Here is a 26874-nt window from a genome sequence, read left to right on the forward strand (position 1 = left end):
TTAATAGAAATGGTTATACCTATAATTAAGCATAAATAATAAACCGTTATTCCCTTTCTTCATTTTACCATGAGTAAACAAAGAAAGAAAAATAACGGTTTTTTAAGGAGTTAGATATTATTTTTGATATCCCATTAATAATCTAGCATATGGTGAATCTGATGGCAGAACGATCACTGTTTCGCCATTAATTGTCTTTTTATATGATTCTAATGTACGGAATAAGGAGTAAAAGCTCGGATCCTTTGAAAATGCCTCATTATAAACTTTTGCTGCTCCCGCTTCACCCTCAGCTCGAATCTCTTCAGCATCCGCCTGTGCTTTTGCCAAAAGTTCTCTTACTTGCTTATCTGTATCAGCAATAATCCGATTTTTTTGGGCATCCCCTTTTGATAAATATTCCTGCGCTGTTGATTCCCGCTCAGATATCATCCTCGTATATACTGATTGTTCATTTTCTGCTGGTAAATCGGTTCGCTTCATACGCACATCTGTTACGACAATACCGTAATTATCTTTAGCTAGAAGCTCATTGACCTTTTCCGTGATTCGATCATTTAATGACCCTCGAGAAGATTTCTCATCATTAATAATTTCTTCATAGTTTAGCTGTCCAAGCTCTGTTCTCGTAACTGAATAAATAAATTCTTCCATTCTTGTTTCCGCACTTTCGAGTGTTCTTGCGTTAGCGATCATCTTCTTCGGATCAGCAATTCGCCAAACCGCATAGTTATCAATGATAATGCGTTTTTTATCTCTCGTATTAATTTCAGCCTCTGATACATCATATGTTAGCTGGTATTTCGGCAATGTTGAAACACTTTGGATGAATGGAATTTTATAGCTTAAACCAGGCTCACTTTCAATTCTAACGACTTCTCCAAATTGACGAATAATTTTATATTCGCCTTCTTTAACGATAAATAAATTACTTAATAAAATGCCTATTAAAACTAGCAAAACAACTAAAAAGAATCCACTTTTTATATAATTGCGCCATTGCGTGTTTTTTCCGCCGCGCTCGTTAATGTTAATGACGTTTTGATCGCTCATTGTTTGTCACTTCCTTCCTCTTTTTGTACAGGCTGTTCTTTTTCAAGAGGCCTAATCGGGAAGTATTTCAATGTATTACCTTCATCATTCATAATATAAATTTCAGCATCAGGAAGTACCTGCTCAAGTGTTTCAAGGACGAGACGCTCTCTTGTAATATCCGGACTATTCTTATATTCGGCATATATTTTATTAAAGACAGCTACGTCTCCTCTTGCTTTTTCAAGACGGGCCGCTTTTTCCCCTTCTGCTTTATAGATCAATGCATCTTTTTCTCCTTGTGCTTCATTCATTCTTTGGTTTACATACTTTTTCGCTTCGTTTTCCTTTGTGTTAGCAGTTTCTCTAGCATCCGTTACATTCGTAAACGCTTTTCGAACTTCATCATTTGGAAGCTCTACATCTTGAAGCTTGACAGCTAAAATGGAAAGACCAATATCATATTTTTCAATTAATGAGCTTAATAAATCTCTAACATCCGCTTCGATCTCTGCCTTACCTGAAGTTAGGGCATCATCAATTTTGGAGCTGCCGATAATGCTTCTTAAGGAAGCAGACGTAGCATCGTAGAGAATTTCTTCTGGATCTTTAGAATTATAGAGATATTTTTCTGGATCAGTAATTTTCCATTGTACAACTAGATCTGCTAGGACGATGTTTTCATCTCCCGTGATCATTTTCGTTTCCTCAGGAAAGTCTTTCATCTTCCCGTTCTTTTCTTCAAAACCAAATTGCAAACTGAATGTTTCTTTTGATACTTTTTCAACGCTTTGAATTGGCCATGGCAATTTGAAATGAAGTCCTGGGTCTGTAATTCCTTCTTCAACCTTGCCAAAAGTTAAAATGACTGCTTGATCGGATTCATCGACTGTATACCAGGTCGTTAACGCGGTAATGCCTAATAGGATGATTAGCAGCACGAGGCCAGTCACTGTATATATTCTTTTTAAGCTGACCATATTCTCTCCCCTTCCCTTATTACACTTCATTTACTTTTTATACGATTGGCAAACAAAAAGGTTTCAATTTTCAAACAAAACTTGTGGAACGTTCTGTTGATTTCCACTATGAGGATCTCGTACCTTCCTCTCCAATCAACAACTAAATAGCAATCCCATGTAATATAAACGGAAAAAGACGGAAGCGGGGTAGGCTTCCGTCTTTTTTCTTCATTGGATGAAGGGGTCCTTCATGTTTAATATTAGCAAGCAAATATTAAGCAAGAATTTACTTAATGTTAAGAACATGTAAAATTGCCTGTCCCATCTTCATCCAAAAGATTATCCCAGTGGAAATTTCTTATTTAACTCAATATAAAAAGTTGTCCCTACTCCCTCTTCACTTTCAACGGAAACTTTTCCTTTATGTGCCTCTACTAAATGTTTAACAATGGCTAATCCTAAGCCTGTTCCTCCCGAATTACGGCTTCGAGCTCGATCCACCCGATAAAACCGTTCAAATATTCGCGGAATTTCTTCCTTCTGAATACCAATTCCAGTATCTCTTACTTTAATCAACACATTTGAATCTGTCTCACTTAATGAGATAGACACGCTGCCGCCATTAGGTGTATAGGTTACAGCATTATTAATTAAATTTAGAAAAATTTGTTTCAGCCGATCCGCATCTGCCTCTATTAGAATATTGTCGTTTGTTGACTTAAATGTAATGCTAATCTCTTTTTCTTCAGCCTTTTGTTTTAATATGGCAATGACCTCATGAAGAGTGTCAGCGATATTATATTTTTCGATCGAGAGATTAAAGTTCTGCTGTTCTATTTTGGACAGGTCCAATAAATCATGAACAAGCATCTGTAAACGGTCACTTTCCTGAAGAATAATTTTCAAAAATGCTTCCAATGCTTCCTTATTTTCCATGGCTCCATCTAAAAGTGTTTCTGAAAACCCTTTAATAGAAGTAATCGGTGTTTTCAATTCGTGCGAAACATTTGCGACAAAGTCCTTTCTCATTTGTTCCAGCTTTTTCAAATCGGTAATATCATGGAATACGAGGAGAACCCCTTTCCACACATCATTTGTTCCAATGATAGGTACTCCGTAAACCTCGAAATGTCGCCGCTTGTTACCTGTAAAGATAATCATTTGCTTCCTGACATTTTCTTCAGTCATAAATATTTCTTCTATTAAGGTGACGACCTCTTCAATTTCTATCACTTCATAATAGAGATTGTTTAAATAATCAGCTGGATTAATAGCAAAAAACTCTTTATAAGTCCGGTTCATCAAACTGATAAACCCTTTACTATCAATCAATATTAATCCGCTTCCCATATTTTCTACTAGCGCAGTCAGCCGGTCCTGCTGCATCTCTTGAGTCTTTCTCATTTCCTGCAAGTTTCTCGCCAACACATTAATAGAAGCACTAAGCATACCCGTTTCATTCATATGATCTTCATATGTACGGGCCCGATAATTTCCTTTTGCTAGCTCAATCGCTGTATTAGCAGCAGCTTCAATTGGCTTCGTATAGCGGGCGGTCATTCGAGTTCCTAATAATAGAATGACAACAAATGAAAAGGTCAAGCTAATCGTGAGCAGCTTCCAAATTTGCTTATAAGCATGATTAATTTCCGTCATGCGAGTACTAAGAAATAAATAACCTTCTTTTTTACCCTCTAGAAGTATTGGGCTCCAATAGTAATTCAGATCATAGTCTCCCGTATTCTCTACTAAATAGTGACTCACATTTTTTTTGTTGATCAAGTCAGTGATCATATTTTCATGCCAGGAAGTATCTATATATGAAAACTTTCCGCTATCATGGATGATGGCTCCTTCATTGTCAGCAACGGTTACCCTTGCATCAAGCATTTTGCTGTATTTACCGATTTCATCCTTTTTGATTGAATCAATGCCGCCTTCATCTCCTATAAAATTTGAGATGAGTGCACTTTCTTTTTTTAAGCGCTCATCAAAGCTATGCAAATAGTAGCTTTTGAAAAGCTGTCCTAAAAGAAGACCTAATCCGATTAAGACAGCAAATATTAATGTGATTAATCCGTACAGAAGCCGTGAGCGGAATTTCATCATTCTCCTTTCGGCTCCTCAAGCTTGTATCCTAAACCGCGTATCGTTTTTATATACAATGGCTTTTTTGTGTCATGTTCAATTTTTTCTCGAAGATGGCTAATGTGTACGTCAACAATACGGGTATCTCCAGCAAAGTCATAATTCCAGACAGCACTTAATAGACTGTCTCTTGTTAGTACACGTCCCTTATTCTTCGCTAAATATAATAATAATTCAAATTCTTTTGGCGTTAATTCCAGGAGATTGCCTTCAAAATAAGCCTCATATTGGTCCGGAAAGATTTTCAGATCAAAAATTTCAATATAATCTAAATCCTCTTCCGCTTTTCCAACTGTTTCAGCTGAAAACTGTGTTCTTCTTAAAATTGCTTTAACCCTTGCTACAACTTCTCGTGGGCTAAAGGGCTTTGTCATATAATCGTCCGCACCTAATTCTAAACCAAGAACTTTATCGAATTCGTCGTCCTTCGCTGTCAGCATTAAAATCGGAGTCATGACTTTATTTTGACGTAGCTCTTTACATACCTCAATGCCATCCATTTTAGGAAGCATAAGATCGAGCACGATTAAATCAGGATTCTCACTAATCGCTAAGTTTTTTCCTATTTCTCCATCCATTGCGGTGATGACTTCATAACCTGCCTGTTTTAGATTGTACTCCAATAATGTAAGTATGGACTGTTCATCATCAACAATTAAAACTTTCTTTGCCATAATAGCCTCCGTTTAATCGGTATTCCCCAAAATAAGCTAAATCTTTTCAAAAGGTTAACCCCTTATTTTCATCCTATTATTAATATATACTGACAGCCGAAATGTAACAAGGACAACTGCTGCTTTCAAAATTTCGCAAGCGGAAATACGGAAGTGCCTGCGGCACAATCAAAAGACAATTGTTCCAGCTAGGATTAATCACAGAAGTTTTCCTTTGTGCTCACCCCCGACAAGCACAAGACGAGCCTCACGGAAAGATGAGCTCTACCTTTTAGGATTGGCTTGTGACCTCGAGGTCGACAAAAACGCGACACCCTCCCAAAAGCTACACTTTTGGTCGTGCGATGATTACGCTGCCGAAGCGTTCCTTGTGGAGCTAGACAATAGAAAAAGACATAGGCTTTTGCATATGTCTTTTGAAAATAGTTAAAAATTCTCAAGAGTTTCTCCATCCATTGCATGAATTCGGTGGGGTGGACATACAAGCAATGTTCCTTTAATTACGGTTTCATCTTCTTCATCTGTGCCGTGGACTTGAATTTGAATCGTATGGCTGCTTTTACTCACCTCAACCACTTCAAAAAGGAATTGTACCGTTCCATAATGGTAAACTGGTTTCACAAAATTAATTTCTTGTTTTAATATATGGGAGCCAGGCCCAGGTAAATATTTTGAAATGGCGGAAGATATAATTCCATTTAGCATAATGCTAGGAACAATCGGTTTTTTATAAGGTGTTTGTGATGCATAGTCATGCTGAATATATAATGGATTGGCATCATTAGTTAGTCCTAAATATAGGAGCAAATCTTTGTCTTCGATTTTTTCTGTTAACGTTAATTTTTCCCCAACTGTAATTTCTTCTATTTGTCTTCCAAGCTTACGTTTTTTACCAAGTAGCATACAAGTGCACCTCCAAAACTATGTAACCGCTTGCAATTCGTTTTAAAATTATTCAGATTTTTTATATTATACCTTATTATTTACTATGAGTGATAGTCTATTATTTGCAAAAAAATTCGGGGTTACCCCCGAATTTTATGTTAGCTTCATAAGAAATATACGAGCCGATATATTTTATTAAGATAGAACAGCCATTACGCTGCGAACAGCTTCAGCAGATTGATCAAGTGCAGCTTTCTCATCTGGAGTTAATTCAAGCTCTATGACCTTCTCAATTCCATTAGCACCAAGAATAGTAGGAACTCCTAAGTAAATTCCATCATATCCATATTCCCCTTCAAGGTAAGCAATGGAAGGAAGAACACGGCGCTGGTCTTTAAGAATCGCTTCACACATTTCAACAAGTGAAGCTGCAGGTGCATAATAGGCACTTCCATTTCCTAGCAGATTAACGATTTCTCCGCCACCTTTACGAGTGCGTTCTACAATGGAATCTAGACGATCTTTCGGGATTAAAGTTTCTAGCGGAATACCGCCGGCATATGAATAGCGGACTAAAGGAACCATTTCGTCTCCATGCCCGCCAAGAACAAACCCTGTAATATCTTTTACCGACAAGTTTAATTCTTGGGCAATAAATGTGCGGAAACGAGCTGTGTCAAGAACGCCTGATTGTCCGATTACACGGTTTTTAGGGAAACCTGATTCTTTAAAAATCGTATATGTCATTGCGTCAACTGGATTCGTCAATACAACGATAAAGCAATGAGGAGAATACTTTACAATTTCCTGTGCTACACTCTTCATAATCTTTTGATTTGTTTGCACTAAATCATCACGGCTCATACCTGGTTTCCGAGCAATACCTGCGGTCACAACAACGATATCAGAGTCAGCCGTATCTGCATAGTCGGCTGTGCCAATAATATTTGCGTCAAAACCTTGAACAGGACTCGCTTCAAGCATATCTAAAGCTTTACCTTTAGCAGGGTTTTCCATTTGTGGAATATCAACTAAGACAATATCTCCAAGCTCTTTTTGAGCAAGTAAAAATGCAGTTGTTGCTCCTGTGAAACCACTGCCAATAACGGAAATCTTCTTGCGTTTTAATGACATATCTCGTTCCTCCTTTTGTATTCATAAATCTGTATGTAAAAGAGGCTAAAAACTTAGCCTCTTTTATAAAGGTTATTCAAAAAGTCCGGGAAATTGTCCTCCTTTTTGAATATACACTTACTCCATATTTTTAATTAATTCATCACCGAATTCAGAACATTTCACTTCCTTTGCACCTTCCATTAAGCGTGCAAAGTCATAAGTAACAACTTTAGAAGCAATTGTGTTTTCCATTGATTTCACAATCATATTAGCTGCTTCATTCCAACCTAAATGTTCAAGCATTAATACACCAGATAGAATAACAGATGAAGGGTTCACCTTGTCTAAGCCAGCATATTTTGGCGCTGTTCCGTGTGTCGCTTCAAAAATGGCATGTCCTGTCACATAGTTAATGTTTGCTCCTGGAGCGATACCAATTCCTCCAACTTGAGCAGCAAGTGCATCAGAAATATAGTCACCATTTAAATTCATTGTTGCAACAACATCGAACTCTTTCGGACGTGTAAGAATTTGCTGTAAGAAGATGTCTGCGATTGCATCCTTCACGATAATTTTGCCAGCAGCTTCTGCATCCGCTTGCGCTTTATTCGCAGCTTCTGTGCCTTCAGCATCTTTAATGCGGTCATATTGAGCCCAAGTGAACACTTTGTCGCCATACTCTCTTTCCGCAAGCTCATAACCCCAGTTTTTGAATGCCCCTTCAGTAAATTTCATAATATTTCCTTTATGGACAAGTGTGAGAGATTTTCTGCCTTCTTTAATCGCATACTCAATAGCAGCGCGTACTAAACGGCTTGTCCCTTCTTCTGAAACAGGTTTAATTCCAATTCCAGATGTTTCTGGGAAGCGGATTTTGTTTGCGCCTAATTCGTTTTGAAGGAAAGAGATTAATTTCTTTACTTCATCAGAACCTTTTGCATATTCGATTCCCGCATAAATATCCTCAGTATTTTCACGGAAAATAACCATATCTGTATCTTGAGGGCGCTTAACAGGTGATGGTACACCTTCAAACCAGCGAACTGGGCGTAAGCAAACAAATAGATCTAATTCTTGGCGAAGCGCTACGTTTAGTGAACGAATTCCCCCACCAATTGGCGTCGTTAATGGACCTTTAATGGCAATTAAATATTCATTAATAAGGTCTAATGTTTCAGAAGGCAGCCATTCGCCAGTTTGATTAAATGCTTTCTCTCCAGCTAAAACTTCTTTCCAGACAATTTTACGTTCACCTTTATATGCCTTTTCTACAGCAGCGTCCAATACTCTTGAAGCGGAAGCCCAAATATCTGGACCTGTTCCGTCTCCTTCAATAAAAGGAACAACTGGATTATTTGGAACGTTTAGAACACCATTAGTAACTGTAATTTTTTCACCTTGCATTGTTTTTTCCCTCCATCTTTTAGTCATACCCTTGAAGACTATCAAAGCTATTTATTAGAATCAAAGGTTAGATGACGGATGCCACTAACCTTTGACCGTTCTCTTTATCAAGCAAACAAATGATATTAGCCTCTTTGCTGAATTGGAACATATTTCTGCATGCCAGGTCCTGTATAATCAGCACGCGGGCGGATTAAACGGTTGTTTTCGTATTGCTCAAGAATATGAGCAAGCCAGCCTGATACTCGGCTTACAGCAAAGATTGGCGTAAATAAATCATGGTCAATTCCTAAGCTATGGTATACAGAAGCGGAATAGAAATCAACGTTTGGCGGAAGATTCTTCTCACCAGTTACAATGCTTTCAATTTTTGTTGACATTTCAAACCATTGTGGCTCGCCTGTTAGCTCTGTTAATTTCTTAGACATATCACGTAAATGCTTCGCACGCGGGTCCCCTTTGCGATATACGCGATGTCCAAAGCCCATGATTTTCTCTTTATTCTCAAGCTTTCCGCGAACATATGGCTCAACATTTTCAAGTGTGCCAATTTCAGAAAGCATTTTCATTACAGCTTCATTTGCTCCCCCATGTAACGGACCTTTTAGTGCTCCGATCGCCGCTGTAATTCCTGAATATACATCAGATAATGTCGCTACACAAACACGTGCTGTAAATGTAGAAGCATTTAATTCGTGATCTGCGTGAAGCACTAATGCCTTGTCAAAAGCTTCAATCGCAATTGGTTCAGGTTCTTTTCCTGATAACATATATAGGAAGTTAGCAGCAAAGCCAAGGTCTTTCCTTGGAGAAATTGGTTCCAAACCTTTTCTAATTCGTGCGAATGCCGTTACGATTGCTGGCATTTTCGCTTGTAAACGAATCGCTTTTTGATAGTTTGACTCTTTTTCCATTAAATCTGCTTCTTCATCATATAATCCGATAAGTGAAACAGCCGTACGAAGAGCAGCCATCGGGTGAACTTTATCAATTGGATACATTTTAAAATGCTCCAATACTCCCTTAGGCAATTCAGCATTTTCAGCTAGTTGATTTTTCAACTCCTCTAATTGAGATTGAGTTGGAAGCTTTCTGTGCCATAGCAGATAAATGACTTCTTCAAAGCTTGCATTTTCTGCTAAATCATCAATATCATATCCAACATATGTTAACGTATCATCTATGATTGAACTGATCGATGATGTTGTAGCAACTACCCCTTCAAGACCGCGTGTAACTGTCATACTGACCCTCTCCTTTACATAATAAAATTTCCCCATACCCTTTTTGTCTGTTTATTAATTCATTGGTGAATCTCAATTCATATATAAAAGTCGACTAGAAGTCGAACGACAGACCGATAAAAATGAAAAGGCAACCATTCAAAACAATCTCATCGCTACATGATAGTTGATAAATATTAATCGAGCGTTTGCTCATGTAGGTTACAAAAATGAAAATGCTTACATTTCCATTTTATATTATATAAAAATAGTTTGTCCTAAACATATTTTTTTAATGGTTTGCGCTTTCAAGTCCTATTATAAACAATTTACTGATATTTGTGAATGAAAAAGGAGCGAAAAATAAGTATTAATTAATATTTTTTCACAAAGCCATAAGTTTATCTTATGATGCATTATTAATATTTCTTATATCTATTGAATTTTTTTCATATTCTCTAGTTTTTTCCATTAAATATTCTATTTTTCATCTGAAACCTTTACAAACATTAAACGTAATTAAGATGATTACTTTAATAGAAAATGATAAACTATTTTGAATAGGATTCATTGATATTAAATAAGTTACATAAACGCTAAATATTAAATAAGGAGGTACTTTTTTGAACCCAGTTTACGTTTATCGAACAATGCGATTTTTATTTGTAGTCAGTATCACTCTACTATTGCTCTTTGGATTTTTCTATATTTCTAAAGTCACTTACCCATTCTTAATCGGATTAGCCATTGCTTTTCTAATTAATCCGCTCGTCAATTTTCTTGAGGGTAAATGGAAAATGCCTCGTGTATTAGCTGTGTTAATAAGCATTGTCTTGTTAATTGCTATATTTGCAGGTCTCATTACCCTATTAATCGCTGAAATTGTATCTGGCGCGGATTATTTGGCAAAGGTCGTGCCAAATCACTTAGATACGCTAATTAATTATGTCGAGAACTTCTTTGCTGGCCAAATCATCCCAATCTATAATCAGTTAACTAGTTTATTTAAAAATTTAGATACTGGTCAGCAGGATACAATAATGACAAATATTCAAAACGTCGGGACGAAAATTGGTTCAACAGTCGGGGCTTTTATTCAATCCTTCTTTGGAAAAATACCTAATATTTTGTCCTGGTTTCCAAATGCAGCAACTGTGCTTATTTTCTCCTTACTTGGTACATTTTTTATTAGTAAGGATTGGTACAGACTTTCGGAAATTGGAAACAGGCTGTTGCCAACCCGCGCAAAAACAAGCAGTAGAACGGTTTTTGCCGATTTAAAAAAGGCTCTGTTTGGATTTGTGAAGGCACAGGCAACACTTATTTCTATTTCTACAGTTATCATTTTAATTGGTTTATTAATTTTGCGTGTAGATTATGCTATTACCATCGCACTTGTTGCTGGGATTGTTGATATTATTCCATATTTGGGGACTGGATTAATTTTTGTTCCTTGGATTATTTACGAAGCAATAGCTGGAGATATGGGTACAGCTATTGGAATTGGAGTTTTATATACAATTGTTCTCGTTCAGCGGCAAATTATGGAGCCAAAAATTCTTTCTTCGAGTATCGGATTGGATCCTTTAGCAACTTTAATTGCCTTGTTTGTTGGCTTTAAATTGATTGGATTTTTAGGGTTAATTGTTGGGCCAGTTACACTTGTTATAATAACAACCTTACATAAAGCCAACGTATTTCATGATTTATGGGCCTTTATTAAAGGGAAAGAAGCATAATTCAGGTTTTATATCTTTATAGAAAAAGGTCATTCCAATGTTGGGATGACCTTTTTCTATATTTATTCTTTAAGCGATGTTATACGATTCTGTTGATTTCCGCTACAGGCACTTAGCGATCTGAACAATTTCCTTAAATAATAACTATTATCTAATAATGGTAAATGAATTATTATTAATCCATTTACGAAACCGTTTTAGTATGATCTTTTTGAAATAAACTTTGGTTGGCGGGGCTAGTAAAAGCAATCCGATTACATCGGTAATAAATCCGGGTATTAATAGCATGATTCCGCCAATTAATATACAAATACCGTCCAAAATTGCCTCTCCCGGCATTTGACCAGACCTTAGCTGAGCTTGAGCTCTTCTTATGGTTTCTAGTCCTTGCTTCTTCGCCAAATATGCCCCTAGGAAGCCGGTAAAAAGAATGATCCCCATTGTTGGCCAAAAACCAATGATATTACCTGAGAGAACAAGTACGCCAATCTCTACGACTGAAACAATAATTATGAGAATGAAAATATAACGCATAGCGTCACCAATTAAAGCACGCTGGCGTGTCCGTTATAAATGACGCCTCGATTGGAGTCAACAGTTATTTCCTGCCCATCTTTAAAAATTGTCGTTGCATTTTCCACTCCAACAATAACAGGGATGCCTATATTAATTCCGACAACAGCCGCATGGCTTGTTAATCCGCCTTCTTCCGTAATGAGTGCACTGCATTTTTCGATAGCTGGCATCATTTCGCGATCGGATCCAATTGTCACTAAAATAGAACCTTCTTTTACCTTTGCGTTTGCTTCTTCTGCATTACGGGCAATGACCACTTTGCCAAATGCCGATTTACGGCCAATCCCTTGTGCTTTCATGAGAATATCACCTACAACATGGATTTTCATTAAGTTAGTTGTTCCTGCTTCACCAACTGGCACTCCTGCAGTAATCACAACTAAATCACCAGAAGAGACGATGCCGCTATTTAAGCTTTCTTCTACTGCTGTATCAAGCATATCATCTGTAGTAGATGCCTTTCTTCCAATTTGTGGGTACACACCCCAAACAAGTGCAAGACGTCGAGAAACATAATCATTAGATGTAACAGCAACAATCGGCGCCTTCGGACGATATTTTGAAATCATTCTTGCCGTATGACCACTTTCAGTTGGGGTAATAATGGCATTTACATCAAGATTCAGTGCTGTATGAGCAACTGATTGGCCGATTGCATCTGTAATATTATGTTCATTATCTTTACTTCTCGACGATAGAACTTCTTTATGGTCTAACGCGGACTCTGCACGTGAAGCGATATTATGCATCGTTTGTACTGCTTCAATTGGATATGACCCTGCAGCCGTTTCCCCAGAAAGCATAATAGCATCTGTCCCATCAAAAATAGCATTCGCCACATCGCTTGCCTCTGCACGGGTAGGACGGGGGTTGCGCTGCATAGAGTCAAGCATTTGCGTTGCTGTAATAACAGGCTTGCCATGTGCGTTGCATTTTTTTATTAATTGCTTTTGAACTAATGGCACTTCCTCTGCAGGGATCTCAACCCCAAGATCTCCTCTTGCCACCATTATCCCATCGGAAACGTCAAGAATTTCATCAATTTTATCAACGCCTTCTTGATTTTCAATTTTCGGGATAATATGAATATGTGTTGCTTCATTGTCTTCTAATAGCTGCCTAATTTCTAAAACATCTGAAGCTCGGCGTACAAAGGAAGCAGCGATGAAATCAATCCCCTGCTCAATTCCAAAATGAATGTCCTGCGCATCTTTTTCAGTAATTCCAGGTAAATTGACAGCTACTCCAGGCACATTAACGCCTTTTTTATTTTTTAGAACTCCGCCATTTAAGATCGTAGTATGAATTTCATTTAATGTTTTATCAATTTTCTTTACTTCTAATGCAATAAGGCCATCATCAAGCAATATTTTTGAATCAATGTCAATATCATTAATTAAATCAGCATATGTAACAGAAAACTTTTCTGGTGTTCCTTCAACCTCATCCATCGACACAATAATATTATTGCCTGCGGATAACTCAATCGCACCATCCTTCATATTATGTGTACGAATTTCTGGACCCTTCGTATCTAAGAGGATCGCCACCGTTTTTCCTGTTTTTCTTGCTGCCTCACGGATATTTTGAATGCGCTCACCATGCTCTTCAAAATTCCCGTGAGAAAAGTTTAACCTTGCCACATTCATCCCAGCTTCAATGAGCTTAATTAATTTTTCAACCGTCTCACTTGCTGGCCCAATCGTACATACGATTTTTGTTTTTCGCATGATGTTTCCTCCTCTAGTCCTGTATGCATAACTCAATCGAAAATAAATATTGTGGACGTATGCAAAATAAAGTTATATCGATAGCTCTTTAGATAATTTGTATATCCCTAGATCCACTGTATGTTTCGTGCTAAGGATTTCATTTAAATCATGATCTACAACAACATTATTCTCGATCCCGACAGCACGTCCACCTTTTCCTTCTAGAAGCAACTCAACTGCCCGTGAACCAAAACGGCTTGCTAAAACTCTGTCAAATGCGGATGGCGAACCTCCGCGCTGCATATGGCCTAAAACAGAAACTCGTGTATCAAAATTGGTTGCCTCTTCTAATTCTTTTGCAAATTCCATTCCAGTTGTCACACCTTCTGCAACCATAATAATACTATGTCTTTTTCCCCGTTCATGGCCTTTAATAAGCCTTTCCGCGATTTCATCCATATTGTATTTTTCTTCAGGAATGATAATCGTCTCTGCTCCCCCTGCTAATCCTGCCCAAAGAGCGATATCTCCTGCATTTCTCCCCATTACTTCAATAATGAATGTACGCTCATGGGAAGTCGCCGTATCACGAATTTTATCAACAGCATCAATAACAGTATTAACCGCTGTATCAAAGCCAATCGTGTATTGTGTTCCTGCAATGTCATTATCAATTGTTCCTGGAATGCCTATACATGGATAGCCTTGCTCAGATAAAGCTCTTGCCCCATGATAAGATCCATCTCCCCCAATGACAACTAAACCATCAATCCCTTTTGTCTTTAACTGTTCAATCCCTTTTTGCTGCCCCTCTTTTGTCTTGAATTCCTCACATCTTGCTGAGTATAGCATAGTTCCGCCACGGTGAATAATGTCACCAACAGAACCTAGCTCTAGTTTTTTAATATTTCCAGCTATTAGTCCAGAATATCCCCCGAACACGCCAAAAACTTCTAAATTGTGATAAATTGCCTTCCGTACGACGGCACGAATAGCCGCATTCATGCCAGGTGAATCCCCGCCACTCGTAAGCACTCCAATTCTTTTCATGCTTTCACCCCAAATGCCGAATTATTAACTAGTAAAAATAATAAAATTTTTAAAGAGTCATGACTATTTAAACGAAGAATTATTCTTCATTTTGCCCTAATCTTAAAATACCACGAAGCCTCTGTTATCACAACTTAAGCCAAATAAAAAGAACATGCCATAAAAGCATGTTCTTACTTTACTCCGATGAATTCCTTTAAGTGAGAATATTCACCGATGGATTTATATTTATCATATCGTTGAATAATTAATTCTTCTTCAGTTAATTGTTTAAGTTTTTTAAGCGATTGCAGAAGGATTTCATCAATGAATAGAGCTTGTTTTTTGATATCTTTATGTGCTCCGCCCTTAACTTCTGAAATCACTTCATCCACTATGCCTAAATCCTTTAGGTCAGGAGCTGTTATTCTCATGCTTTCTGCAGCTCTTTTTGCCTGAGTCGCATCTTTCCATAGAATAGCTGCTGCACCTTCAGGAGAAATAACAGAGTATGTGGAATTCTCAAGCATATGAATTTGGTTGCCTACTCCAAGAGCTAAGGCACCGCCACTTCCGCCTTCACCTATCACGATGCTAATGACAGGCACTTTTAAGCTAGCCATTTCAAATAAATTACGGGCAATTGCTTCACTTTGACCACGTTCCTCGGCTGCTTTTCCTGGATAGGCGCCTTTCGTGTCGATGAAACATATAATAGGACGTCTAAATTTTTCAGCCTGTTTCATTAATCGAAGTGCTTTACGATATCCTTCAGGATGTGGCATCCCAAAATTTCTGCGAATATTTTCTTTCGTATCTTTCCCACGTTGATGGCCAATAACCGTAACGGGAAGACCTTTAAACTTTGCAATTCCGCCGACAATTGCCTCATCATCTGCAAATGTTCGATCTCCATGGCATTCAAAGAAGTCTGTAAAAAGTAGAGAAATATAATCCAATGTTGTTGGGCGTCCTGGGTGTCTAGCGATTTGTACGCGGTCCCACGGTTTCATATTTTCATATATCTCTTTCTCTAATTTCCCTAAACGTGCTTCTAATTTCTCTATTTCCGCAGATAAATCTACATCAGCATTTTGCGTAAATTCTTTAAGCTCCGCTATCTTTTTTCTGAGTTCGATAACTGGGCGTTCAAATTCTAGTTCTCCTACCATTCGACGTCACCCCCTTGATGAATCGAGAGAATTGTTTCAATTCTTTCTTTCATATCTTGTCTGGAAATCACTGCATCTAATTGACCATGCTTTAATTGGAATTCCGCTGTTTGGAAATCTTTCGGAAGATCTTCGCGAATCGTTTGTTCAATAATTCTTCGGCCAGCGAAGCCAATTAATGCTCCTGGCTCAGCTAAATTATAATCACCAAGTGAAGCAAAGCTTGCCGATACTCCCCCAGTAGTTGGATGGGTCATAATAGAAATAATTAATCCGCCATTATCACTAAATCTCTTTAAGGCAACGCTCGTTTTAGCCATTTGCATAAGGCTTAGCACACCTTCCTGCATGCGCGCTCCTCCTGAGGCAGTAAAAATAATAAATGGAACAGACAACTCATCCGCTTTTTCAATGGCAAGGGTAATTTTTTCTCCAACTACAGAACCCATACTTCCCATTCTAAACGTAGAATCCATCACGGCTAATACAATTTTATGGCCACCAACCGATCCAATTCCGGTAACAACCGCTTCGTTAATTCCTGACTTTTTTCGGTCTTTTTCAACTTTTTCAATATAATCAGGGAAATTTAATGGATTTTCGGAAATCATCCCTGCATTTAATTCCTCAAGACTATTCTCATCCAAAAAGCTGTCTATCCGCTCTTTCGAGTTCATTGGATAATGATATCCACATTGAAAACAAACCTTTAAATTTTTTGCTAATTCTTTCGAGTACATAATCTTTTTGCAGTTCGGACACTTCGTCATTATTCCTTCGGGAACATCCTGCTTTGCTGCTTCCGAAGGGATCGTCGCATATTTCTTCTTTTTCGGCTTTGTAAAAATCTCTTTAAGCAAGGTTAAACCTCCCGTTCTATATATAAACACTGCTTCTTATCAAGACAGAAAGTGAGTTGACCACTTCAAACAAAAATTCATTAATATCGGATAAGCTTGTCTATTTTTTCAATATAGAATAAAAGTGCTGTAAATTATGCAGAAACTTGTCGCTAATCATTCGACAAATTCCTTACACTTTTCATAATGTCTCCAACTTTTCATTTTTTTCACGAACGGAAAAGCGCCCAATAATTAGGCGCTCGCAAAATTTAAGTTCAAGACTTACTCACTTTTCCCAATGACCGCAAGCTTTCGCGTTTTTTCTTTCACATCTTCAGGATCCACTTTTATTCTTGCTACTCCAGTCTCCATCGCTGCTTTTGCAACTGCAGCCGCAACTTCTGGAGCAACTCGAGAGTCAAAAGGACCTGGAATGACATAATCTGCATTTAATTCTTCTTCTGTAATAAGACTTGCAATCGCCTCAACCGCGGCTACCTTCATTTTCTCATTAATATGTGTCGCTCTTACATCTAAAGCACCACGGAAAATACCTGGGAAGGCAAGGACATTGTTTACTTGGTTAGGAAAATCAGATCTTCCAGTCCCGATGACAGCAGCACCTGCCGCTTTTGCCTCATCAGGCATAATTTCTGGATTCGGATTCGCCATGGCAAAGATAATTGGATCTTGATTCATCGAGCTGACCATTTCTGCCGTTAATGAGCCTGCTGCAGACACACCGATAAATACGTCTGCCCCTTTAATCACATCTGCAAGATTGCCCTTCGCATTGTCACGATTCGTAAATTTAGCGACATCGTTTTTAATATCATTCATTCCGTGTGGACGGCCTTCGTAAATTGCGCCCTTCGTATCACACATAATGATATCTCTTACTCCATATGCGTATAGAAGCTTAATAATAGCAATCCCCGCTGCACCAGCTCCATTCGCAACAACGCGAATTTCATTCATTTTCTTTCCAGTGATCTTCAATGCATTCACAAGACCAGCTACCGTTACAATAGCTGTTCCATGTTGATCATCATGGAATACAGGGATATTTACTTCTTTCTTTAATCTTTCTTCAATAACAAAGCAATTCGGTGCGGCAATATCTTCTAGGTTTACGCCTCCAAATGTAGGCTCTAGCAATTTAACCGTTTCAACTATTTTATCAATCTCGGTAGTGTTTAAACAAATGGGAAATGCATCCACACCAGCAAAGCTTTTAAAAAGTACCGCTTTTCCTTCCATAACAGGAAGTGCCGCTTCTGGACCGATGTTACCAAGTCCGAGAACGGCTGTACCATCTGATACAACTGCTACCATATTCCCTTTCATCGTATATTCATATACAGATTCAGGCTTATCGTAAATTTCCTTACATGGTTCTGCAACGCCTGGTGAATATGCGAGACTTAAATCCCGCGCATCTCTCACTAGTACCTTTGATTTGGATTCAAGCTTACCTTTGTTTACTCTATGCATGTGAAGGGCTTCTTCACGTAAAGTCATGTCTTTACACTCCTTTGGATTGCTCATGATAACGGCATAAATCAAACAGTATGTAAAATAATCTAAAACTTGGCATGCGCAAGCTATTATATGCTAGGTTTCTTAGTAGTAATCTTTTATTACAATGACAGAAATTATTGACCCCAAAAATCATAAGGTATGGGAAATTGGCTCGTGTCTCTTGGTGGTCAGACCATTTCTCTTTTAACAAATATACCATATTTGATGCTGATGTAAAGACATTCATTGATGAGGAAAAAGGCTATTTTTTTAATATTACATGCTGTTCACCAAGAATTTTCTTTAATTTTGACATAAATTCTTCTGTTGGATGAACTGAATCCTCTTCACCTAACTGAATTCTCTTTTTTGAACTTTCATAATATAAGACGATTTGAATATTTCCTTGATTTTCAGTAAATATTTTTTTTAGACGATGGAGGATTTCAGGATTTTCATTTTCTTTTGTAATTTTTAAATATAAAACAGGATCTTTGCTCTCTTCCTTTTCAATAGCCGCATTAACTTCCTCACATGTTTGGATGATAATTTGGCGTTTTCCATCTCTCTCTTCCCATTTACCGTCAATCACAAGGATATTCCCTTGTTTTAACATGGAAGAAAATTTGCTGTATATGTTTGGAAACACAACTGCCTCTACTTCATCCGTTTGATCACTGACAGTTAAGAAGGCCATAGCTAACCCTTTTTTTGTCCTAATTTTTTTCACATCGGTCAAATAGACGACAACGCGAGTTAAGCCTTTATTCGCCTCCAATTTATATAACAATCTGGCTTTCAGTAAAGGCATATATTTTTCATAAATTGAAACTGGATGGTCTGATAAATAAATTCCTAAAACTTCCTTCTCCAGTGCCAGTTTGTCTTCCGAGCGGATTGGATCTACTTCTGTATACTTTGGCTTTGGAAAGAAATCGGTTTCTGAAAAGAAATCAAATTGGTCATCTTCTGTTTTTAATAAATTCGCATGCTGGGTGGCTGCATCGATACTAGCAAGAAGGACTGCCCGGTCTTGCTTAAATTCATCGAAGCTCCCCGAATATACTAAAGCTTCTAGTACTTTACGATTTACCGCTTTTTCTGATACTCGAATACAAAAATCAAATAAATCATCGAAGCGTTTGTTTCTCCGCGAACGAAAAATTTCCTTGAGCGCAGTTGCTCCGATTCCCTTTATTGAAGCCAAGCTATAGCGAATGGCATCTTTTTCAACTTGAAAAGAATAGCTGCTATTATTGATGGAAGGAGGAAGGATTTTAAGATTCATTTGTTTCATTTCTCTGATATACTGTGAAACCTTCTCCTCATTGCCAATAACAGACGTAAGCAGTGCAGCCATAAAATGAATCGGGTAGTAGGTTTTTAAATAGGCGAGCTGATAAGATATGAAGCTATAAGCAACAGCATGACTCCTATTAAATCCGTAATTAGCAAAGCGGACAATTAAATCATATATATCATTCGCGGTTTTTTCGTCATATCCTTTTTTCAATGAGCCTTTTACAAAGTGCTCCCTTTCCAGGTCCAATACTTCCTTCTGTTTCTTGCTTACCGCTCTTCGCAGTAAATCCGCTTCTCCGAGCGAAAAACCTGCCAACTTAGCAGCAATTTGCATGATTTGTTCCTGATAAACGATGACCCCATATGTATTCTCAAGGATCGGAATTAAGTCCGAATGAGGATAAGTGACTTTCTGCTTTCCATGCTTTCTTTCGATGAAGGTTGGTATATTCTCCATTGGACCAGGTCTATACAAGGCATTCACAGCAACGATGTCTTCAAAACAAGAAGGACGAAGCTTTGTTAATACTTTTCTCATGCCTTCTGATTCAAGCTGAAAAATACCTGTCGTTTCTCCCCTGCTTAATAATTCGAATGTTGCTTGATCATGAAGGGGGATCGCTTTAATATCGACTTTTTTTCCAGATTTTTTTTGAATGGACTTGAGGATGTTTTCAATTAAAGATAGATTCCGTAGTCCTAGAAAGTCCATTTTTAATAACCCAACATCCTCCAAATGCTCCATAGAATACTGCGTCAAATAGACATCATCATGACCCTGCTGAATCGGTATCGTATTTACTAATGGCTTTTCACTTATAACGACTCCTGCGGCATGGGTAGATGTATGCCTTGGTAATCCCTCAAGCTTAAGTGCTGTTTCGAATAGTCTGCGATTTAAGCTTGATTCATCGACAAACATTCTTAAAGGCTCTGACTCTTTATATGCTCTACTTAAAGTTATTCCTAGCTTAGAAGGAACTCTTTTTGAGAGGCTGTCTAATTCTTTTGGATTTAAACCAAAGGCTCTTCCGACATCCCTTAATGCAGCTTTGGCAGCTAAAGTTCCGAATGTAATAATTTGCGCTACATGAAGCTCCCCGTATTTTTGCGATACATACCTGATCACTTCATCTCTGCGGTGATCGGGAAAATCGATATCAATATCTGGCATAGAAATACGCTCTGGGTTAAGGAATCGTTCAAATAACAGCTTATGCTCAATCGGATCAACATCCGTTATATACAAAACATATGCGACCATTGAACCTGCTGCCGATCCACGGCCTGGCCCTGTTAAAATTCCGTTTTCCCTTGAAAACTTCATAAAATCCCAAACAATTAAGAAATAATCGCTAAACTTCATTTTTTTAATAATTTGCAGCTCGTAGGCAAGCCTTTTTTTATGCTCTTCTAAAATGCTTGGATATCTTTCTTGCAACCCGATCCAGCAAATCTCCTCAAGAAGTTTATCAGCCGTTAGCTGTTGTTCAACGGGATATTTAGGGAGGTGCTGCTGATTAAGTTCAAGCATGACATTGCACTGTTCGGTAATTTTCAAAGTGTTTTCCAGAGCATCTGGATAGTCTATGAATATCTCTGTCATTTCCTGCGCTGTCTTTAAATAATATTGATCACTCTGGAGTCGCTCCCTTGTTTCATCTTGGAGCTTCTCCCCGTTTTTAATCGCTAATAAGCATTCCTGTGCAAAGGCGTCCTCTTTGGATAGATAATGTGCTTGGTTCGTTGCCGCTAATTCAGTGTTTGATTCTTCGGCCAAACGAACTAAGCTCGGAAGGAATTTTTCCTCCCCTGTTGTATGATGATTTTGCAGCGAAAGGTAGAAATTTTCGCTTCCAAACATTTCTTTATATACGTGTAGCGTGCCCTTTGCTTGCTCATAATCATCATTTGCTAAATAATGCTCAATTTCTCCATCCATCCCCGGACTGATAGCAATAAGCCCGTCCGAATAGGCCTTCAGCCATTTACCCGGAATCCCTTCAGGCGATTTAGTTTGGACGACACTCGTTATTTTTAATAGATTTTGAAAACCAGTTTGATTTTTTGCCAGAAGGACAATAGGAAATGCTTCACCATGCTCCCCGATAATGGCATCAACAGTTAGCCCAATAATCGGTTTGATCGATTGCTTTAAACATTCTTTATAAAAGGCAACCGTACCGTACATTACATTCCGATCAGTTAAAGCAATGGCGGGAAATCCTTTTTGCTTCGCATCCGCTACTAGCTGTTCAACTGTCGCCGTACTTGTTAGTAAGCTATATGCACTATATACATGAAGGTGAATAAATGACAATTTGTTCACACCCTTAAATCTTCTCTTCTAAATATTATAGATTGGTTATGATGAAAAAGAAAATATGTTCTCTTTTCACCAAAAAATATTGTGTCAGCCATTAAACATATTTTAAAAAGTTTGTCCATATGATGATTAGAGAGTGGTAAACAAATAGTTATGACTAAAAGGCATTTTAAAAATAGTAAGGAAGGATGATCATGAAAATCCAGCCTTTTTTCGCCTCATTATTTGATAGTTATTTCATTGCACTTGGAGTCGTCATCGGTGGTTCGATTATTGGAAGCCTCGCCGCTTTTCTTACAGGGAAGCCGCCATTAACAGAAGCGTACCGAATATCTAACATTATTCGAATTTGGGCCATCATTGCAGCTATCGGCGGAACATTTGATACTGTTTACAGTTTTGAAAAAGGAGTGTTAGACGGTCAAACGAAAGATCTCTTTAAACAATTCCTATTAATCCTTTTTGCCCTTGGAGGAGCGCAAACAGGTGCAATGCTCATTAATTGGCTGACACAGGAGCATGTTTCATGAGAATTCCGCCGTTATATCATAAGCCTGCCTGGCAGCGCTTCTTAGCCGGCATGGCCATTGGCGGGATGATCAGCTGGTTCGTCTTTCTCTATATTTTTGGAGAATGGCACGAGAAGTATAGCAAAGAGATAAAGCTACAGAAGGAAGAAATTGCCGAGCTGAGAAATGATAAAAAGATTTGGCAGGAGGAATTTAAGGAACTCAATAATAAAAATCGTGCACAGCTAACCATCCAAGATATAAAAATCAAAATAATAAATAGTGATAAATACAAATTAGATTCATATAGCGTTTACGTTATTGAAAACGAAATTAACGATGATATTCATATGATGATGGCTAAAGATCTGGATACCGTTCATAAAAGCCAGGATTTAATAAAAAAAATTATTGAAAACAAAATTTTCAAGGTGAATGAAAAACGTTATCGTGTGGAAGTCAAAGTTATGACTATTTATACAACACTTTCTGTTCACCTTGAAATTATGCTCGACTGATTATTAAATAAAGGGCCCTGTTATTTGTCTCTTCGCATGTGCAGGGTCCCTACCTATGATCGTTATTCCTTACAAGCTTCTTCTAAATCTTTAATTACCTCATCTGAATCATCCCACGAGTAGATGGAAGCTCCAGCAGCAAGCGGGTGCCCACCCCCATGATATTTTCTGGCAATTTCATTAATGATTGGACCTTTAGAGCGGAGACGAACGCGAATTTGATCTTCTTCCTCTATAAAGAAAACCCATGCTTTAATTCCTTTAATTTGACCGAGTACACCTACTAGAAGAGAGGCTTCCGACGCCTTTACTTCGAATTTCTCTAATAAATCCTTACTTAAAATCATTGAAGCTGTGCCGTTTTTATTCATTTCAAAATTTTGCAGGACATATCCATTTAACTTCACAACATTCGGTGATAATTCATACATTTTGTCAAATAATTGAGGTCTTGAGAACTGATAATGGATGAGCTCACCGGCATAGGCGAATGTTTTTTCTGATGTGCTTGGAAACAGAAAACGGCCTGTATCTCCAACGATTCCAGCAAATAAGAGCCTTGCCGCTTCATCAGACATTTTCAAGCCTTTATCCTTGCCAAATAGGTAAAATTCATAAATCATTTCACTAACAGAGCTTGCATCTGTATCGACCCACATCATATCCCCATAAGGGTCTGCATTTGGATGATGGTCAATTTTAATTAATTTATTCCCTAAATGGTATCTATCATCACAAATTCTCTCAGCATTCGCCGTATCACAAACAATAACTAAAGAACCTTTATATGTATCATTTGGAATTTCGTCAAGCCTGCGAAGATAATGAAGAGTTTCTTCTTCTTTCCCAACGGTATAAATATTTTTTTCTGGGAAGGAGGCCTTTAGAATCTCGGCTAAACCGCCTTGGGAACCGTATGCATCTGGATCTGGACGAACATGTCGGTGAATGATAATGGTTTCATATTCTTTAATCGTATTTAATATCTTCTCTTTCATTTTTATCTCCTTTTATTTAATTTTTTTTCATAAAGGGAAAAGAAAACATTCAATATATGGCATTTTCCTTAGTAAACCGTTAAAATAACTGTGAGGACTGAATAATGGAGGTTTCTGAACATGCCAGCGTTAGTTATCTTAATTACAATCACACTTTCATTTTATGTATATTACAAAGTAAAATATGTACGCACTAAGAAGCCAGCCGAAAGAAAATGGATTTCTTCCAAATCGAGTATTGCTTTAGGCTTATTTGTCGCCCTGTTCGGAGTAAACCAGTTATTCTTAAACGGAAATACTACCACTTATATTATAGCAGGAATCTTTATCCTTTTAGGTGCATTTTCTATTTTTGCTGGATTTAAAGCATATAATTATTATTTACCGATTGCTGCAAATGAAGCGAAGGAATAAATTATTTTTTAAAGCCGCTCCGATAATGGAACGGCTTTTTATTATCATTCTATCTTTCAATCAATTGGCACATCATCATCGCTTTCCCGACGAGGACACCTTCATTATAGACCTCTACATCGACTTTCCCAAATTTACGCCCTACCTCGAGAACACGCGGATAAATTTCTAGCATGCTTTCAATTTGGACAGGCTTTAAAAAATAGATCGTCATATTCTCGACGACTAAATCACCTTTTTTATAATTTCTCAAGATCCGATTGGCCGCCTCCGAAACGATCGTCGTGAACACACCATATGAAATGGTACCGAGATGGTTCGTCATTTGCGGTGTGACCTCACAGCGATAGACATCGTCTCCTTTTGCCTTGCCCTTTGTCAGCACTAATTGATTTGTAACAATATCATCAAGGGTTTCACCGACCTGGGGTTGCCGCTGAATCATTTGCAAAGCTTTTAGCACATCCTGCCTGCTAATGATCCCTTCTAGCTTATTAGAATCATCGACAACTGGGAGTACTTCAATTCCTTCCCAAACCATCATATGGGAAGACGATGCGACACTCGTTTGCTTCCCAACAGTCATTGGATTTTTCGTCATCAATTTTTCAATAGGGGTATCTGCCTCATGACCCATAATGTCTTTCGCAGTCACCATTCCTAACACCTTTAAGTTCTTATCTACGACAGGAAAACGTCCATGACTTGTTTGTCGGTTAAAGTGAAGCCAATCTGACACTTTATCCGTTGGCTTTACATAAACAGTGTCCTCTAGCGGAGTTAAAATATCCTCTACAAGGATAATTTCCTTTTTAATGAGCTGGTCGTAAATCGCTCTATTGATCATCGTCGCAACCGTAAAGGTGTCATAGCTGCTGGAGATGATAGGAAGCTGTAATTGATCCGCTAACTTTTTTACATTCTCATCAGTATCAAATCCACCTGTAATTAGAACAGCTGCACCTGCCTTAAGTGCAAGTTCATGAGCTTTTGTTCGATTCCCAACAATTAGAAGGCTTCCTGCATCCGTATAGCGCATCATCGCCTCAAGCTTCATTGCGCCAATAACAAATTTATTTAATGTTTTATGCAAGCCATCTCTTCCGCCTAATACTTGTCCATCGACAATATTAACAACCTCGGCAAAAGTAAGCTTCTCAATATTCTCCTTTTTCTTTCTTTCGATTCGAATTGTACCAACACGTTCAATCGTACTAACATAACCTTTATTTTCAGCATCCTTAATAGCCCTATAGGCTGTTCCTTCGCTGACTGTCAATGCCTTGGCAATTTGTCTGACAGATATTTTTTCTCCGACTGGCAATTCATCAATATATTGCAATATTTGCTCATGTTTTGTAGCCAAGACGTTCACCCTTTTTCTATAATTCCTATATCTTCATTATAAGGTTAGAAACGCCTTTAATACAATTCAATGTGTGCATTCGCAGCGATTAATAGTTCAATATTAGCGATTGTAGGATCTGGCTCTCTTTCTTTCCTGAATAGCTTTCGGTTTTGTGCTTGCTGCTGATTTCTTCGGTGCATAAAGCAAAGCTGTTAAATTCCCAGCAATAACAATGAGGGCAAAGGCAAGCCATGTAATTGAAAAGATTCCTTCCAGCCCTTGATTAAATACCCCTAACCTCGGAACGGCAAAGTAAAGGAGCAAGCCACATACGAGAAGACATAATAAATATCGATTTTGTTTCATTTTATTCACTCCCCCTAATCTTCTTCATTTATATGTATGCGGACATGCTGGGAAAATGAATCATAATCGAAAAGCGTATGCGTCTTCGGAACAAATTACAGATCAAATTGTTCCTGCGATGATTACGCTTCCGAAGCCTTCCTTGTCCTGTTGTCGACACTAGTACGTCCTGTACGTCGGGGGTAGGCGCTGAGCTAGACAAAAATGCGCAGCTATCACTTTAGCTGCGCAACTTTTTTTTTACAATTGAATGGATTCGCCAACCTCTAGTACTTGGCCAACACCTGGTTTTAGCATATCTACAAATTTATGCGGGTCCTGCTTAATCGGAGGAAACGTATTATAGTGAATTGGAACAACCTTTTTTGCACTTAATAAACTAGCTGCATATGCTGCATCTTCGGGACCCATTGTAAAATTATCTCCAATTGGTAAAAAGGCTAGATCAATTGGATGACGGTCACCAATCAATTTCATATCAGAGAATAGGCCCGTATCACCAGCATGGTAAATCGTTTTATCCTCAATTGTAACAAGCACTCCAGCCGGCATGCCTAAATAAATGATTTCATTGTTCCCTGTCTCCAGTCCAGTTCCGTGGAAGGCAGGTGTCAGCTTAACTTTGCCAAAATCAAATTGATAGGCGCCGCCAATACTCATTCCGTGAGTGTTCACACCTTGCCAGCTTAAATAAGTTGCGAGCTCAAAGTTTGCTATAACGAGAGCATCATGCTTTTTAGCTAATTCAACTGTATCCCCAAGATGATCCCCATGTCCATGGGTAACGATAATCACATCTGGTTTTACATCCTCCACTTTTAGATCTGTCAATCCATTGCCAGTAATAAACGGATCGATAAGAATCGTCTTTCCTTGTGACTCAATTTTTACAACAGAATGCCCATGAAATGATACTTTCATCAGTTTTCCCCTTTCTATTCTTTCTCTTATGTAATTGATTTCAACGAAAGATTTGATTTTCCTGCTTTTCAATTCACTTATACCCTTTTTCACATAGTTCTAAAAGTTTACTTTTGCATTTTATATTGCTAATCTTT

The 26874-nt window shown here is 38.0% G+C and carries 23 protein-coding genes; 4 read left to right on the plus strand and 19 right to left on the minus strand.

Features of this window, described 5'->3' with window-relative positions; genetic code table 11:
- Positions 1–117: 117 nt before the first annotated feature.
- The 8 genes from hflC to citZ all read right to left on the minus strand — a co-directional run bounded on the left by hflC (position 118) and on the right by citZ (position 9465).
- The gene (gene hflC, locus F7731_RS04425) at positions 118–1053 is read right to left on the minus strand and encodes a protease modulator HflC (protein WP_151533542.1); all 936 of its coding nucleotides are present in this window, start codon (positions 1051–1053) and stop codon (positions 118–120) included.
- Positions 1050–2012, minus strand: coding sequence for an FtsH protease activity modulator HflK (hflK, locus tag F7731_RS04430; RefSeq protein ID WP_151533543.1), 963 nt, complete (start codon positions 2010–2012; stop codon positions 1050–1052). Before hflK ends, hflC begins: the two co-directional genes overlap by 4 nt.
- 321 nt (positions 2013–2333) lie before the next feature.
- Positions 2334–4103 carry a two-component system histidine kinase PnpS gene (pnpS, locus tag F7731_RS04435; protein WP_151533544.1) on the minus strand — a complete coding sequence of 590 codons (1770 nt, stop codon included), beginning with the start codon at positions 4101–4103 and terminating at the stop codon, positions 2334–2336.
- Positions 4100–4816: a response regulator transcription factor gene (locus F7731_RS04440; protein WP_151533545.1), complete on the minus strand. Its 717-nt coding sequence runs from the start codon at positions 4814–4816 to the stop codon at positions 4100–4102. Before F7731_RS04440 ends, pnpS begins: the two co-directional genes overlap by 4 nt.
- 426 nt (positions 4817–5242) lie before the next feature.
- Positions 5243–5719: a MaoC/PaaZ C-terminal domain-containing protein gene (locus F7731_RS04445; protein WP_151533546.1), complete on the minus strand. Its 477-nt coding sequence runs from the start codon at positions 5717–5719 to the stop codon at positions 5243–5245.
- Positions 5720–5896: 177 nt separating this feature from the next.
- The gene (gene mdh, locus F7731_RS04450) at positions 5897–6835 is read right to left on the minus strand and encodes a malate dehydrogenase (protein WP_151533547.1); all 939 of its coding nucleotides are present in this window, start codon (positions 6833–6835) and stop codon (positions 5897–5899) included.
- A gap of 117 nt (positions 6836–6952) precedes the next feature.
- Positions 6953–8221 (minus strand): NADP-dependent isocitrate dehydrogenase, encoded by a 1269-nt coding sequence (icd, locus tag F7731_RS04455; protein WP_151533548.1) that lies wholly within the window; start codon positions 8219–8221, stop codon positions 6953–6955.
- 125 nt (positions 8222–8346) lie between these two features.
- Positions 8347–9465 (minus strand): citrate synthase, encoded by a 1119-nt coding sequence (gene citZ, locus F7731_RS04460; protein ID WP_151533549.1) that lies wholly within the window; start codon positions 9463–9465, stop codon positions 8347–8349.
- A gap of 602 nt (positions 9466–10067) precedes the next feature.
- Between citZ and ytvI the strand changes: the two genes are divergently transcribed.
- A complete protein-coding gene (ytvI, locus tag F7731_RS04465) occupies positions 10068–11183 on the plus strand; it encodes a sporulation integral membrane protein YtvI (protein ID WP_151533550.1) in 1116 nt (371 codons plus the stop codon).
- 147 nt (positions 11184–11330) lie between these two features.
- Here ytvI and F7731_RS04470 read toward each other — a convergent pair whose 3' ends face one another.
- From F7731_RS04470 to dnaE, 7 genes are all read right to left on the minus strand, one after another.
- Complete coding sequence (locus tag F7731_RS04470) at positions 11331–11717, minus strand: FxsA family protein (protein WP_151533551.1); 387 nt, start codon at positions 11715–11717, stop codon at positions 11331–11333.
- Positions 11718–11728: 11 nt separating this feature from the next.
- Positions 11729–13489: a pyruvate kinase gene (gene pyk / locus F7731_RS04475; protein WP_151533552.1), complete on the minus strand. Its 1761-nt coding sequence runs from the start codon at positions 13487–13489 to the stop codon at positions 11729–11731.
- A gap of 72 nt (positions 13490–13561) precedes the next feature.
- Entirely contained in the window at positions 13562–14521 is a 960-nt protein-coding gene (gene pfkA / locus F7731_RS04480) for a 6-phosphofructokinase (protein ID WP_151533553.1), read from the minus strand.
- Between the two features lie 173 nt (positions 14522–14694).
- Positions 14695–15672, minus strand: a complete 978-nt coding sequence (gene accA / locus F7731_RS04485; protein WP_151533554.1) for an acetyl-CoA carboxylase carboxyl transferase subunit alpha — start codon at positions 15670–15672, stop codon at positions 14695–14697.
- A complete protein-coding gene (gene accD, locus F7731_RS04490; protein ID WP_151533555.1) occupies positions 15666–16532 on the minus strand; it encodes an acetyl-CoA carboxylase, carboxyltransferase subunit beta in 867 nt (288 codons plus the stop codon). The genes accA and accD overlap by 7 nt, the downstream gene beginning before the upstream one ends.
- Positions 16533–16796: 264 nt before the next feature.
- The gene (gene ystJ, locus F7731_RS04495) at positions 16797–18035 is read right to left on the minus strand and encodes an NADP-dependent malic enzyme (protein ID WP_151533556.1); all 1239 of its coding nucleotides are present in this window, start codon (positions 18033–18035) and stop codon (positions 16797–16799) included.
- Between the two features lie 262 nt (positions 18036–18297).
- Complete coding sequence (gene dnaE / locus F7731_RS04500) at positions 18298–21657, minus strand: DNA polymerase III subunit alpha (RefSeq protein WP_151533557.1); 3360 nt, start codon at positions 21655–21657, stop codon at positions 18298–18300.
- Positions 21658–21857: 200 nt separating this feature from the next.
- Here dnaE and ytrH point away from each other — a divergent pair, with 200 nt between their 5' ends.
- Both ytrH and ytrI read left to right on the plus strand, forming a co-directional pair.
- Positions 21858–22193, plus strand: coding sequence for a sporulation membrane protein YtrH (ytrH, locus tag F7731_RS04505; protein WP_151533558.1), 336 nt, complete (start codon positions 21858–21860; stop codon positions 22191–22193).
- The gene (ytrI, locus tag F7731_RS04510; RefSeq protein ID WP_151533559.1) at positions 22190–22690 is read left to right on the plus strand and encodes a sporulation membrane protein YtrI; all 501 of its coding nucleotides are present in this window, start codon (positions 22190–22192) and stop codon (positions 22688–22690) included. Before ytrH ends, ytrI begins: the two co-directional genes overlap by 4 nt.
- A 62-nt stretch (positions 22691–22752) precedes the next feature.
- Here the strand turns inward: ytrI and F7731_RS04515 are convergent, their stop codons facing one another.
- Positions 22753–23688, minus strand: coding sequence for a DHH family phosphoesterase (locus tag F7731_RS04515; RefSeq protein ID WP_151533560.1), 936 nt, complete (start codon positions 23686–23688; stop codon positions 22753–22755).
- Positions 23689–23808: 120 nt separating this feature from the next.
- Between F7731_RS04515 and F7731_RS04520 the strand changes: the two genes are divergently transcribed.
- Entirely contained in the window at positions 23809–24102 is a 294-nt protein-coding gene (locus F7731_RS04520; RefSeq protein WP_151533561.1) for a YtpI family protein, read from the plus strand.
- 49 nt (positions 24103–24151) lie between these two features.
- Here the strand turns inward: F7731_RS04520 and F7731_RS04525 are convergent, their stop codons facing one another.
- The 3 genes from F7731_RS04525 to F7731_RS04535 form a co-directional block, all read right to left on the minus strand.
- Positions 24152–25468 carry a CBS domain-containing protein gene (locus F7731_RS04525; protein ID WP_151533562.1) on the minus strand — a complete coding sequence of 439 codons (1317 nt, stop codon included), beginning with the start codon at positions 25466–25468 and terminating at the stop codon, positions 24152–24154.
- A 102-nt stretch (positions 25469–25570) separates the two neighbouring features.
- Positions 25571–25816: a hypothetical protein gene (locus tag F7731_RS04530; protein ID WP_151533563.1), complete on the minus strand. Its 246-nt coding sequence runs from the start codon at positions 25814–25816 to the stop codon at positions 25571–25573.
- A 240-nt stretch (positions 25817–26056) separates the two neighbouring features.
- Positions 26057–26737 (minus strand): metal-dependent hydrolase, encoded by a 681-nt coding sequence (locus F7731_RS04535; RefSeq protein ID WP_151533564.1) that lies wholly within the window; start codon positions 26735–26737, stop codon positions 26057–26059.
- Positions 26738–26874 lie beyond the last annotated feature (137 nt).

The organism is Cytobacillus depressus (assembly GCF_008923245.1).
Lineage (GTDB): Bacteria > Bacillota > Bacilli > Bacillales > Cytobacillaceae > Cytobacillus > Cytobacillus depressus.